This is a genomic window from Sphingomonas sp. (assembly GCF_024508665.1).
Lineage (GTDB): Bacteria > Pseudomonadota > Alphaproteobacteria > Sphingomonadales > Sphingomonadaceae > Sphingomonas.
The window spans coordinates 617,315-629,238 of sequence record NZ_JANINP010000006.1; the positions used below are offsets into that span (position 1 = coordinate 617,315).

12 protein-coding genes are annotated in these 11,924 nt (G+C 66.9%); 7 read left to right on the top strand and 5 right to left on the bottom strand.

Annotation, left to right across the window (positions count from 1 at the left end):
* Nucleotides 1-2,181 (top strand): hypothetical protein, encoded by a 2,181-nt coding sequence (locus Q0L25_RS11815; protein WP_296614463.1) that lies wholly within the window; start codon nt 1-3, stop codon nt 2,179-2,181.
* Here the strand turns inward: Q0L25_RS11815 and Q0L25_RS11820 are convergent.
* Entirely contained in the window at nt 2,160-3,470 is a 1,311-nt protein-coding gene (locus Q0L25_RS11820; protein WP_296614467.1) for an L-fuconate dehydratase, read from the bottom strand. The two genes, Q0L25_RS11815 and Q0L25_RS11820, sit on opposite strands and share 22 nt — an antisense overlap.
* 144 nt (nt 3,471-3,614) lie before the next feature.
* Between Q0L25_RS11820 and Q0L25_RS11825 the strand changes: the two genes are divergently transcribed.
* Together Q0L25_RS11825 and Q0L25_RS11830 are read left to right on the top strand one after the other, a co-directional pair.
* On the top strand, nt 3,615-3,983 hold the full coding sequence (locus Q0L25_RS11825) for an L-rhamnose mutarotase (protein ID WP_296614468.1): 369 nt from the start codon (nt 3,615-3,617) through the stop codon (nt 3,981-3,983).
* Nucleotides 3,980-4,978: an aldo/keto reductase gene (locus Q0L25_RS11830; RefSeq protein WP_296614470.1), complete on the top strand. Its 999-nt coding sequence runs from the start codon at nt 3,980-3,982 to the stop codon at nt 4,976-4,978. The genes Q0L25_RS11825 and Q0L25_RS11830 overlap by 4 nt, the downstream gene beginning before the upstream one ends.
* 16 nt (nt 4,979-4,994) lie before the next feature.
* On the opposite strand, the gene Q0L25_RS11835 is transcribed toward Q0L25_RS11830, so the two are convergent.
* Nucleotides 4,995-5,780, bottom strand: a complete 786-nt coding sequence (locus Q0L25_RS11835; RefSeq protein WP_296614471.1) for an IclR family transcriptional regulator — start codon at nt 5,778-5,780, stop codon at nt 4,995-4,997.
* Nucleotides 5,781-5,958: 178 nt separating this feature from the next.
* On the opposite strand from Q0L25_RS11835, the gene fucP reads away from it, so the two are divergent.
* Both fucP and Q0L25_RS11845 read left to right on the top strand, forming a co-directional pair.
* Nucleotides 5,959-7,224, top strand: a complete 1,266-nt coding sequence (fucP, locus tag Q0L25_RS11840) for an L-fucose:H+ symporter permease (protein WP_296614473.1) — start codon at nt 5,959-5,961, stop codon at nt 7,222-7,224.
* Entirely contained in the window at nt 7,221-7,997 is a 777-nt protein-coding gene (locus tag Q0L25_RS11845; RefSeq protein ID WP_296614475.1) for an amidohydrolase, read from the top strand. The genes fucP and Q0L25_RS11845 overlap by 4 nt, the downstream gene beginning before the upstream one ends.
* Nucleotides 7,998-8,086: 89 nt before the next feature.
* Here the strand turns inward: Q0L25_RS11845 and Q0L25_RS11850 are convergent, their stop codons facing one another.
* Both Q0L25_RS11850 and Q0L25_RS11855 read right to left on the bottom strand, forming a co-directional pair.
* A complete protein-coding gene (locus Q0L25_RS11850; protein ID WP_296614476.1) occupies nt 8,087-8,971 on the bottom strand; it encodes a hypothetical protein in 885 nt (294 codons plus the stop codon).
* A gap of 68 nt (nt 8,972-9,039) precedes the next feature.
* On the bottom strand, nt 9,040-10,269 hold the full coding sequence (locus Q0L25_RS11855; RefSeq protein ID WP_296614478.1) for a S8 family serine peptidase: 1,230 nt from the start codon (nt 10,267-10,269) through the stop codon (nt 9,040-9,042).
* 105 nt (nt 10,270-10,374) lie between these two features.
* On the opposite strand from Q0L25_RS11855, the gene Q0L25_RS11860 reads away from it, so the two are divergent.
* Both Q0L25_RS11860 and Q0L25_RS11865 read left to right on the top strand, forming a co-directional pair.
* Nucleotides 10,375-10,839 (top strand): sigma-70 family RNA polymerase sigma factor, encoded by a 465-nt coding sequence (locus tag Q0L25_RS11860; RefSeq protein ID WP_296615692.1) that lies wholly within the window; start codon nt 10,375-10,377, stop codon nt 10,837-10,839.
* Nucleotides 10,836-11,516: an anti-sigma factor gene (locus tag Q0L25_RS11865; protein WP_296614479.1), complete on the top strand. Its 681-nt coding sequence runs from the start codon at nt 10,836-10,838 to the stop codon at nt 11,514-11,516. The genes Q0L25_RS11860 and Q0L25_RS11865 overlap by 4 nt, the downstream gene beginning before the upstream one ends.
* Before the next feature lie 70 nt (nt 11,517-11,586).
* On the opposite strand, the gene Q0L25_RS11870 is transcribed toward Q0L25_RS11865, so the two are convergent.
* The gene (locus tag Q0L25_RS11870; protein ID WP_296614480.1) at nt 11,587-11,880 is read right to left on the bottom strand and encodes a hypothetical protein; all 294 of its coding nucleotides are present in this window, start codon (nt 11,878-11,880) and stop codon (nt 11,587-11,589) included.
* Between the last annotated feature and the right edge of the window lie 44 nt (nt 11,881-11,924).

The following is an 11,924-nucleotide window of genomic DNA, read 5'->3' on the forward strand; positions in this document are numbered from 1 at the left end:
ATGGCATTGCGATCGATCGTCCTCGGCGCCGTGCTGGCGTTTGCCTCGCTGACGCCAGCCGCGGCCCGCGGCCCGGCGCCGGCGCCCTATCGCTGGACCAACGTGACCGTCGGGGGAGGGGGCTTTGCGCCGGGGATCGTGTTCAGTCCGGTGAAGCGCGGGCTTGCCTATTTGCGTACCGACATGGGCGGCGCCTATCGTTGGGAGGATCGCGCCGGCGTCTGGGTACCGCTGATGGACGGTTTCGCGCAGGGCAGCTTCTTCGGCGTCGAGAGCATCGCCCCAGACCCGGTCGACGCCGATCGCGTCTATGCCGCGGTCGGCATGTATACGCGCGATCCCGCGGCCATCCTGCGTTCCGACGATCGCGGCGCGCATTGGACGGTCGTGCCGGTGCCGTTCCGCATGGGCGGCAACGAGCCGGGGCGCGGTCTCGGCGAACGGCTCGCGGTCGATCCGCGTCACCCGCGCTCGCTGTTGTTCGGCTCGCGCCACGACGGATTGTGGCGGAGCGACGATGCCGGCGGGCATTGGCGGCGCGATACCGCCTTTCCTTATGCCGGCGCCGGTCCCGCCGCGCCGAGGACGACCCATCCCGGCATCGCGTTCGTGCTGTTCGACCCGGCGTCGCCCCGCATATTCGCCGGGATCGCGGATGCCGGTGAGGCCGGATTGCTCCAGTCGAACGACGACGGCGCGCATTGGACGCGGCTTACGGGCGGCCCCGAGGGCCTAGTGCCGGTCAAGGCCGCGCTTGACGGCGCCGGTCGTCTCTACGTCACCTGGGCCGACGGCATCGGGCCGAGCGGCGTGACGCGCGGCGCGATTTGGGCTCTGGAGCGCTCCGGCGCGTTCCATGACATCACCCCCGACCGCAGCCCCGGGGCACCGCCGGGAGGCTATATCGGCATTGCCGCCGATCCCGCGAGCGACGGCGTCGCCTATGCATCGACCTTCAACCGCTGGAAGCCCGGCGACACTTTGTGGCGTACCGCCGATGGCGGGCGGCACTGGACCGACCTTGGTCCGCGCAGCCGGCGTGACACAAGCGCGACGCCGTTCCTCAACTGGGGCCGCCCGGAGGCCGCCCTCGGACATTGGATCGCCGGGCTGGCGCTCGACCCGTTCGATCCCGGACGGCTGGCCTATACGACCGGCGACACCGTCTATGTCACCAACGATGCGCCCAAGCCTGCGTTGCTCTGGACGCCCTGGACCAAAGGTGTGGAGCAGACGGCGATCATCACCCTGACCAGCCCGACCGCCGGCGCGCCTTTGGTGTCCGGTTTCGGCGATCTGGGCGGGTTCGTGCACCGCGATCTCGGGCGCTCGCCGCCGGGCATGTTCCTGTCGCCGCGCAACACCAATACCAACACGCTCGACTATGCCGGCCGGGCCGGGCTCGTGCTGGTGCGCAGCGGCAATGTCCATGATGGGCAGGAGATCGAGGCCGGCCTCGGTTGGTCTGATGATGGCGGCGCCAGCTGGCATGAGCTGCGCACGCCCCTGTGGAGCGAGGGCCACTCGCTAGAGGGGCAGGGCAGGGCGCCTATCACGGTGTCGGCGGACGGCAGGCGTTTCTTCGTCGGAGCGGAGCAGCCGATGCTCACCGACGATCGCGGGCGCAGCTGGAGGACGATCATGGGCTTGCCCGGCAAGCTCCGCATCGTCGCCGACAAGGTCGATCCGCGCCGCGCCTGGGCGATCGATCCCGACGCGCGGCGGCTGCTCGCCAGCAATGACGGCGGCGAGCATTTCGCAGCGGTGGCAGCGAGCGGACTTTGTCCCGATCTCGCGCTTGCACGGCCGTCCAATCGCGAAAGCCAGCCCGCTCTGGTGGCGTCACCCTTCGCGTCGGGCGACCTTTTCCTGCTCTGCGGGCCCGCGCTCTATCGCAGTCGCGATGCTGGCCAGCATTTCGCGCGCGTCGCGCCGGGCCTCGACATCTCGCTATTCGGTCTTGGCCTCGGTCCCGATGCTGCACATCCGGCGATCTACGCGGTTGCGAAAGGCGCGATCTGGCGGTCGCCGGACGGCGGTGCGCGCTGGTCGCGGATCGACGATGCGCAGCACCGTTGGGGAGGGCGCTTCCGTGTCATTTCGGGCGATCCGCGCCGCCGCGGCCGCGTCTATCTGGGAACCGACGGCCGAGGCATCTTCTACGGCGATCCGGCGGGCTGATCAGGTCCCGCGGGCTTGCGAAAGGCGAATGCGGCGAGCGTTTCGGGCTTCATCTCGATCGAATAGCCCGGTGCCTCGGGCACGCGATAGGCGCCGCCCTCCACCACGGTCGGGGCGACGAAATGCTTGTGGAGGTGGTCGACATATTCGGCGACGCGGCCGTCTTTCGTGCCGGCGAAGCAGAGATAATCGATCATCGCCAGATGCTGGACATATTCGCACAGCCCCACGCCGCCGGCATGCGGACAGACCGGCAGATCGTATTTCGCCGCCATCAGCAGCACTGCCAGCACTTCGTTGACGCCGCCCAGCCGGCACGCGTCGATCTGCACGACGTCGATCGCGCCGCGCATGATGAATTGTTTGAACAGGATGCGATTCTGGCACATTTCTCCGGTCGCCACGCCGATCGGCGCGACCCCTTCGCGAATGCGCCGGTGCCCCTCGACATCGTCGGGGCTGGTCGGTTCTTCGATGAACCAGGGCTTGGCGAAAGCGAGCCGGCGGACATGCGCGACCGCCTCCTCGACTTCCCACACCTGATTGGCGTCGATCATTAACTGACGATCCGGTCCGATCGCCTCGCGCGCCAGGGTCAGCCGGCGGATGTCATCCTCCAGCGAGCGCCCGACCTTTAGCTTGACGTGATTGAATCCCGCAGCGACCGCTTCGTGGCAGAGCCGGACCAATTTGTCGTCCGAATAACCCAGCCAGCCAGCGGACGTCGTGTAGCAGGGGTAGCCGTTTGCCTCGAGGTCGGCGACCCGTGCCGCCTTTCCTGCCGCGCGCTCGGTAAGCAGCGCTACGGCTTCCTCGGGCGTGATGCAGTCGGTGATGTAGCGGAAATCGATCAGCCCGACGATCTCCTGGGGGCTCATCTCGCCGATCAGCCGCCACAAGGGCTTGCCGGCCTGTTTCGCTAGTAGATCCCATATTGCATTGACCACGGCGCCGGTCGCGAGATGGATCACGCCCTTTTCCGGCCCGATCCAGCGGAGCTGGCTGTCGCCCGTCACGTGTCGCCAGAAGCGTGCGCCGTCGGCCCGGATCCAGTCGAGGTCGAGGCCCTCGACCAAAGGCGCTAGCGCCTCGATCGCGGCGCAGCAGATATCGTTGCCGCGGCCGATCGTGAACGTCAGGCCGTGGCCGGTGAGATCGGGCTGGTCGGTTTCGAGGATGCAATAAGCGGCCGAATAATCGGGGTCCGGGTTCATCGCATCCGAACCGTCGAGCCGCGCCGAGGTCGGGAAGCGGATGTCGAGCACGCGAAGCTTGACGATGCTAGTCATGGCGTGCGCGTTCTGCCCCGATATTGCCGATTGGTATTTCGCTGGTGTAGTTTATTTTCATATGTGTTGATTGTCGTCGGTGCAAGTGCGCTTTACTGCACGTAAGCGCAAGCCGACGCGGAAGCGGCCGATAGGGAGAGTGACGTGGAAAATGCCGATCCACCCGAGATGTCCGCGGCGACCTCCCGGCGCTTTTGCTACGTGCTCGACCTGATCGACGACGCGGGACTCATCGCTGAATATGAGGCGCGCCATGCGCCCGGATCCGCTTGGCCGGAAGTGGTCGCGCATATCCGAGCGCAGGGCGCCGAGCATATGGAGATCTGGCGCGCGGGCGACCGCCTGATGATGATTGTCGAAGCGGCGGCCGACTATCCGCGACCGGTTCCAGCGCCGCCCGAGATCGACCGTTGGGAAAGTCTGATGTGGCGTTTCCAGCGACCGCTGCCATTCGCGCCCGCCGGAGAAAAATGGGTGCGGATGACGCAGATCTTCGACCTGGACGCGCAATGACCGGACTGACATTGCCCCCGATCGGCTTCGGCACTGCCCCGCTCGGCAATCTCTATCGGGCGGTCGATGACGAGACGGCCGAGGCGACCATCGCCGCCGCCATCGGGGCCGGGCTGCTTTATGCCGATACCGCCCCTTATTACGGCTTCGGGCTGGCGGAGACGCGTTTGGGCCAGGCGATCGCCGGCAACCGCGATGTCGTCGTCTCGACCAAGGTAGGCCGGGTATTGGAGCCGCTGGCCGGGTCCGCAGAACGCGAGCGCCACGGTTTCGTCGACGCGCCCGCCCTCGCACCCGTCTATGACTATTCGCGCGACGGCATCCTGCGGTCGCACGAGGCCAGCTTGAAACGGCTGGGCCGCGATCGCGTCGATATCCTCTATGTCCATGACATCGGGCGCCGCGTCCACGGTGCGGAGCACGACGCCCGGATGGGCGAATTGTTGGACAAGGGCGGCTTCGCGGCGCTCGAGGAACTCCGCGACCAGGGAGTGGTGTCGGCGATCGGGGTTGGCGTCAACGAGACGGCGGTGTGCCTCGAACTGATGGAACACGTGTCGCTCGATATCATCCTGCTCGCCGGCCGCTACACCTTGCTCGAGCAAAGCCCGGTCGACGACCTTTTCCCGCGCTGTGCCGCCACCGGAACCGCGCTGGTTCTGGCCGGCGTGTACAATTCGGGAATCCTCGCGCTGGGGGCGGACGCACCCGCTGCGCATTACGATTATGCAGGCGTGCCGGAGGCGATCCGCCAGCGCACGCGTGCGATCGAGGGGATATGCGCCGCACACGATGTGGCATTGCCCGCCGCCGCGTTGCAGTTCGTTCTTGCCCATCCTCAGGCAGCGAGCGTGATCGTGGGGTTCGCCAGTCCCGACGAGGTGCGGGCGACGATGGCCAATATCGCCGCGCCTGTGCCCGACGGCCTGTGGAGCGATTTGAAAGCGGCGGGCTTGCTGCGCGCCGATGTGCCGGTTCCAGCGACGGTCGGATAGAAGTGGGACCGGCAGCTCAGGCGCGGCTATCGCCCTCGACGAGTTGTTCGGAAATCGCTTCCGCCGCCTTGCGCACCAACGCTGTCGTCTCGCGCGCGGAGACCGATGGCAGGATTTTCTTCAGATAAGGCACTGTCAGTGCTGCCGCCGCGCTGCCGCCGCGCATCACCGGCGCGGAAATGTCGGTGATCCCGGCGACGAAATGGCTCGGCGCGTGTTCGACATGGCGTTCGGCGATTTCGTCGGCGCGGGCGCGCAGCGCCGTCATCTCGGCTTCGGGGATTGGGGGATCGAACATCTCCTCCCACCGGCGGCGAACGTCTGCGGGCTGGTGGGCGTAGAGGATCATGCCCGATGCCGTCTGCATCAGCGGCCGGCGATAGCCGACACGGACCGAAAAACCGATCTGCTCGCCCGATTCCATCCGCGCCACGACCACCATCTGTCCGCGCGTATGCAGCGCGAGGTGGCACGACTGGCCAATCTCGAGCGCAAGCTGACGCATCACCGGCAAGGCGATTTCGATCAGGTTGGCGGTACGCGGCTGCTGCATGCCGAGTGAAAACAGCCGATCGGTCAGGCGATAGCCGTCTTCGGCCGGATTCTGTTCGATATAACCGCGTTGTTCGAGCACTTGGACCATACGGAACAGTTCGCCGTGCGATCGGCCGAGCGCGTGGACGATTTCAGTCAGCGTCATCGGGTCGGTTTGGGCCGCGAGCAACTCCAGCACGTCCAGCCCTTTTTCGAGCGCCGGTGCGCGATATCGCGAATCCCCGCCGCGATCCTCATCGTCAGCCATCGTAAACGTCCTCGCCTTCATGGCGGTCTTTGGCATGATGGCCCTTCCGCGTCGATCCATCTATCGATATTCACTAGTAAAAAACATCTTTATCAGCAGAAAATATTCTCTAGGCTCAGCTGCATAATCGCAGAGAAGCAGTCGTGCCGATGCCACGGATCGACGAGAGGGGATTGGTATGAACGACGAACCGCCGTTACCCAAGGCGCGCCTGTTACCCTTCGTGCTGATCGTCGCCTTGTTCTTCCTGTGGGGAATCGCGAACAATCTCAACGATATCCTGATCGCCCATTTCAAGAAGCTGTTCGTTCTGGGCGACCTGCAGGCCGGACTCGTCCAATCGGCTTTCTATCTCGGGTATTTCTGCCTCGCCATTCCGGCCGCCTTGTTCATGCGCGCTTACGGCTACCGCGCCGCGGTGCTGCTCGGTCTCTGCTTCTATGGCGCCGGCGCGTTGCTGTTCTGGCCAGCCGCGAGCCTGCAGAGCTATCCGTTCTTCCTCGCTGCGTTGTTCGTCATCGCCAGCGGGCTTTCGTTCCTCGAGACCTCGGCCAACCCCCTGATCGCGCGGCTCGGGCCGCCGGAAACCGCGGCGCGACGGCTCAATCTCGCCCAGGCGTTCAATCCGCTCGGCTCGATCACCGGGATCGTCATCGGCAGCCAGTTCATTCTGTCAGGCGTAGCGCACAGCCCCGCCGAGATCGCCGCGATGGCGCCGGACGTACTGGCCCAGTGGCGCGCGGGCGAAGCCGCCGCGGTGCAGGTCCCTTATCTGCTGATCGGCCTCGGCGTGCTTGCCTGGGCGGTGCTGATCCGGTTGACTGCCTTTCCGGCGATCGCGACCCAGCGCGACGTCGAGGAAGACGTCGGCGCGCTCGACGATTTCCGCGCCCTGCTCCGCGATCGCCGCGTCCTGCTCGGCATCCTGGCCCAATTCTTCTATGTCGGCGCGCAGGTCGGCGTGTGGAGCTTCCTCATCCGGTACGCCGAGATGGCCGTGCCCGGCACGCCCGAGCGAGTTGCGGCGGGTTATCTCACCATTTCGCTCGTCACTTTCATGGCGGGGCGGTTCGTCGGTTCCGCGCTGATGGGTGTGGTCCGCGCGCCATCTTTGCTCGCCATCTTCGCCGTGGCCGGTGCGCTGCTGTGCCTGGTCGCGACGATCTCGGGCGGCATGATCGGCATCGTCGCGCTGATTGTCTCGAGCTTCTTCATGTCGATCATGTACCCGACGATCTTTGCAGAGACGGTCGACGGTCTCGGGGCCCGCACGAAGTCGGCGGCCGCGCTGCTGGTCATGGCGATCATCGGCGGAGCCGTCTTTCCAGCGGTAATGGGCTTCGTCTCCGATCGCACCGGGTCGATGGTCAACGCCATGGCCGTGCCCGCTTGCTGCTTCCTCGTCGTGCTCGCTTTTGCGCTGAAGGTGCTGAAGGCGGCATGATAGACGCGCATGTCCATCTCTGGCGGATCGGCGAGCATGGCTTCGCCTGGCCTCCGCCGGATCTGGAAGCGATCCATCGCGACGTGGAATTGCCCGAGTTGCGTGCGCTGGCCACAGCCAACGGGGTCGACAGCGTGGTGCTGGTCCAGAGCCAGGAGGCTGCCGTGGATACCGAGTGGCTGCTGTCGCTTGCCGACGATCCGCTGGTGTTGGGCGTGGTCGGCTGGAGCGACCTGCGCGGCCCGCTGCCGTCGCATCCGAAGCTCAAGGGCCTGCGCCCGATGGTCCAGGATCTGGCAGACGATTGGTATGACGATCCCGCGATCGACGCGGCCCTTATCGCGATGGCCGAACGCGGCCTTGTGCTCGACGCGCTGATCCGTCCGCGACACCTGCCCGCATTGCATCGTCTCGCCGCGCGGCATCCGGCGCTATCGATCGTCATCGACCATGCCGCCAAACCCGATGTCGGCGATCTCGCCCGCTGGGAAGCCGAAATGCGCGCGATCGCCGAACGGCCCAATGTCGCGTGTAAAGTATCGGGGCTGGTCACCGAACCCGGTATGACACCGCGCATTGGCGAGGTCGCGGGGACCGTGATCGACGCCTTCGGCACCGACCGCTTGATCTGGGGAAGCGACTGGCCCGTCCTCACCTTGGCCGAGGAGTACGCGCCCTGGCTCGCGCATGCGCAGGCCCTGATCGCACCCAGCGCCCGGGACGCGGTGTTCGGCGGCAATGCCGGGCGCATCTACGCCCTTTCGGGCTGCTGACCAGAGAAACGGCGCGCCCGGCTTTGCTGCCGGACGCGCCGCGAGGATGCGGGCCGCGTGCTATCCGGGGTGCGACCCGTACCGGTCGATTATTGAGCGGCGTCCTTGACGTCACCCTTGCCCATTGCCGAAACCAGCGCGCTGCCCGAGCCCGAGAAGTTCGCGGCCGGCAAGTCCGCCGTCTTCTTGCCGACGCGGACCAGCACGCTCTGCACCGTGCCGCGCGCGGTCGAGCGCACCGACTGAACGGTCCCGATCGTGCGGCCCTTGGCGTCGGTAACGGCCATTCCCGGGTTCACCGGAAAAGCGCCGGCATTCGCCGCACCGCTACCGGCCAGGGCGAGATTGCCGGCGCCTGACGCCGCGCCGCCAAGCCCGGACAGCGTGCCAGAGCCTGCGGCGCTGCCGCTGCCCGACGCATTGCCGCCGAGCGACTGTGCGCTGGACGATAGATTGCCGGCTGCACCGCGTGCGCGGCCGGCCGCCGCGCCGGTGGCGTTCCGGGCCCGGTCGGCTGCATTGCGTGTCGCATCGGTCGCGCGCGATGCGGTTCCGCGGATGGCGTCCGTGCCGACCAACTGCGCATCCACGCCCGTCCCGGCGCTGCCCGCTGCCGATCCGCTGCCGTTCAGCGCGTTGCCGCCGATCAGGCTGCTGTTGCTGGCGGTCGTATCGGTCGAGCTCGCATTGGAGGCGCTGACCTTACCCTTGCGGGTGTCGACGCTCTTGTGCGTCCTGCTCGAGCTGCGCGTCGTGGTCGCGGTGTCGGTATCGACCGGCATGCGATCGATCATGCCGCCCAGCGAGCCATTGCCCGAACCGCCGAGCGACCCGGTTGCGCCACCGAGCGTACCTCCAAGCGTTCCGCCCAAGGTGCCGCCAAGACCGCCGCCGCCGCCAAGCAGCTGCGCCGAAGCCGGGGTCGCGGCGACCGCGATCGCGAGTGTTGCCGCGCCAAACAGGATCTTCATCATGACCGTTCTCCTTGTTTCTGTCCGGAGAACGGAGCCCGGCGCAGTTTTAATCCCGCAGTTCGGAAAAATTAATTCGCGGGCGTTCGGCAATCGCCGCAGACCAGGCCGCGACCAAAGATCTTGTCGGGGCCGCGCGGTCCCAGGTCGCGGGCGATCGCGTCGACGCGTTTCAGTGCGACGCCCACGGCGGCTGGCGATGGCGACGGATAGAAGCGCGCGATCGTCGCCGCCACCAAGGGCGCCGCGAAAGACGTGCCCCGCACCCGAAAGACCCGGCCGGAAATGCCTGCCGCCAGCATGTCCGCACCGGGCGCCGCATAGTCGAGATGGCTCGCGCGCCCGGCTTCGATCAGCGCACGGTTGCGCCCGTCGACTCCGGTCACCGCGATCACGCCGGGATAGGAAGCGGGAAAGCCCGGCGGCGCAGCGGGCCCGTTGTTGCCGACGGCTGCCACGATCACGAGTCCACGCGCCTGTGCCGCCGCCGCCACCTTGGCCAGCAAGGGGTTGGCGGGACCGACCAAGCTGATCGTCACCACCGACACGCGCTGTTGGACCATCCAGCCCAATGCTTTCGCGATGGCGGTTGCGTTGCCGCCCGCGGGATCGTTGCCATAGACGTCGGCCGAGGCGATGCGCGCGCCCGGCAAGCCGCCGCGCACATTGCCCGAACCGCCGATCAAAGATGCGACGGCGGTGGCATGGTCATTGTCCCGCGGCGCGCCGGTAGCGAATCCGACCGAGCGGGCGGCCCCGGCAACGCCGCCATCGATCACGCCGATCAAAGTGCCGTCGCCGGCTCCAGCTGGAGCAGGGTGACCGTCCATGGCTCCGCTCGGCATGTGGAGCTGGTCCGCGCTAACCTCGCCTCCGAGCTTACGAATTTCCTTTATGGCCGATGGGAGAGACCGCTCGCCGGGAACCGCAAGGCGAACGAACCCCACGCCCAGGACGTCGCCACGCTCGATCACTCGATAGCCCTTGGCGACTGCCGCCGCGATCACATCGTCTTTTGGATCGTCGATGACGACTTCCCCGGCACGCGCCGGAAAGCCATTCGGGTCGAGAGCGATGCGGCCGGGATTGTCGCGGACCAGTTGCGCGATCGCGGCGCGGCGCGCCTGATCGAGCATGCGTGCCGCGTTCGAGGGCGCGCGGAGTACGTCGTCGGCCAGCCCCCGCGCTGCCGGCAGGCCTGGCACCTCGATCGGCAGAGCCGGCAGCCGGGGCACGAGCTGCGCGCCCGCCGCTGTCGCGCCGGCGAGCACGATCAGGGCAATGAAGATGGGACGCAGCACGCAAATCCTTTCGCCTGGCAAAAATCATTCTGCGTGGATTAAACGGGCGACGCCATCCGTTTCATCCAGACGAAGGGAATTGGCTTGGCCGCTTTCGAAAACGAGATGCTCGCCTTGCTGCCGCGCTTGCGGCGGTTCGCGCGAGCGCTCGCCCGCGACGCGGCCGACGCCGACGATTTGTGTCAGGCGGCAATCGAGAAGGCGCTGCTTGCGCGCGAGTCGTGGCAGCCCGGAACGAGATTGGACAGCTGGATGTACCGGATCATGCGCAATGCCTGGATCGATGCCGCTCGTGCCCGCGGCAGGGCGTCGGAAACCTTCGTCGATGCCGAGGCGGGGGCAGGCGTGGGCGGCGATGGCGGGGCCGAAGCGCGTGTCGCTCTTGGCGAGGTCGAGGCGGCGATGCGCCGATTGCCGGATGAGCAGCGAGAGGCGGTGGCGCTCGTGCTGGTTGAGGGCCTTGCCTATAAGGAAGCGGCCGACGTGCTCGATATCCCGATGGGGACGCTCACCTCGCGGCTGGTGCGCGGCCGCCAGGCGCTGATGGTCGACCTTGGAGAAGCGGCATGACGATCGAGCCCGAGATGCTGATGGCCTATGCCGATGGCGAGCTCGATCCGCTCAATGCCAAGCGGGTCGAGCGCGCGATTGCCGGCGATCCGGCGCTTGCCCAGCAAGTCGAACGGCATCGCGCGCTGCGCAAGCGAATCTCGGACAGCTTTGCACCTGTTGCCGACGAACAGGTTCCCGATCGCCTGGCGGACTTGCTGAAAAGCAGCGTCGTCGACTTGCCGGTGCCCAGGACGCGCCCGATCCTGACGCGATGGCGAGAGGCGGCGGCGTTGGCGGCGTGCCTGGTGCTTGGCCTGATGATCGGTTTGAAGGTGCCGCATGGTCCTGTCTCCGCGGGAGCAGGCGGGTTGTACGCCTCGGGTTCTCTGGCCGCGGCGCTTGACGATCAGGTCGGTGGCGCCGACGGAACCGTGACGGTGGCGGTCAGCTTCCGCGACAAACAGGGTTCCTATTGCCGGGTGTTCAACTCGCGCGCCACCGACGGCATTGCCTGTCGCGACGCCTCCGGCTGGGCGCTGCGCCGCACCCAGCAGGGATCGACGCCACAGCGTGGCGACTATGCGCAGGCCGGATCGCCCGATCCCGAACTCATGGCAGCGGCGCAGGACATGATGGCGGGCGAGCCGCTTGACGCCAAAGCGGAAGAAGCGGCACGCGGCGCGGGCTGGCGCTAACCGCCCTTTGATCTCGTCCCACGGCTGGGACGCAGAACCGCGCCCCTATTGGAGGAGTTGGAAGTAGCGGTCAGTTGCGCCGCAACGCCACCAGCCGTGCGCCGCGCACGGTCGGAATACCGGACACCTTATTGAGCAATATTTCCGCGCGCGCTTCCTCCAGTCGACCCAGGTCGATCGAGAGCTTGAGGCTGGCCGGAAACCGGGCGAGCGCGATACCATAGGGAATCTGGTCGAATTGCGCGACGAGGCCGAGCAGGCGCGGCAGCAGATTGGGGCAGACGTCGCCGCTGACATGCAGCCGGACGAGCGTCGGACGAACGGTTTTGGGCGCACGCTGGGCGCGAGTTTGACCATGAAGCACGCTGAATGACTTTCGAGAAACTTGGCAGGAACGGCGGGGCGTCG

What these genes read in the sequence shown, in the direction of transcription:
- Q0L25_RS11815 (WP_296614463.1), top strand. Translation starts at nt 1, where the DNA reads ATGGCATTGCGATCGATCGTCCTCGGCGCCGTGCTGGCGTTTGCCTCG.
- Q0L25_RS11820 (WP_296614467.1), bottom strand. Translation starts at nt 3,470, where the DNA reads ATGACTAGCATCGTCAAGCTTCGCGTGCTCGACATCCGCTTCCCGACC.
- Q0L25_RS11830 (WP_296614470.1), top strand. Translation starts at nt 3,980, where the DNA reads ATGACCGGACTGACATTGCCCCCGATCGGCTTCGGCACTGCCCCGCTC.
- Q0L25_RS11835 (WP_296614471.1), bottom strand. Translation starts at nt 5,780, where the DNA reads ATGGCTGACGATGAGGATCGCGGCGGGGATTCGCGATATCGCGCACCG.
- fucP (WP_296614473.1), top strand. Translation starts at nt 5,959, where the DNA reads ATGAACGACGAACCGCCGTTACCCAAGGCGCGCCTGTTACCCTTCGTG.
- Q0L25_RS11845 (WP_296614475.1), top strand. Translation starts at nt 7,221, where the DNA reads ATGATAGACGCGCATGTCCATCTCTGGCGGATCGGCGAGCATGGCTTC.
- Q0L25_RS11850 (WP_296614476.1), bottom strand. Translation starts at nt 8,971, where the DNA reads ATGATGAAGATCCTGTTTGGCGCGGCAACACTCGCGATCGCGGTCGCC.
- Q0L25_RS11860 (WP_296615692.1), top strand. Translation starts at nt 10,375, where the DNA reads ATGCTCGCCTTGCTGCCGCGCTTGCGGCGGTTCGCGCGAGCGCTCGCC.
- Q0L25_RS11865 (WP_296614479.1), top strand. Translation starts at nt 10,836, where the DNA reads ATGACGATCGAGCCCGAGATGCTGATGGCCTATGCCGATGGCGAGCTC.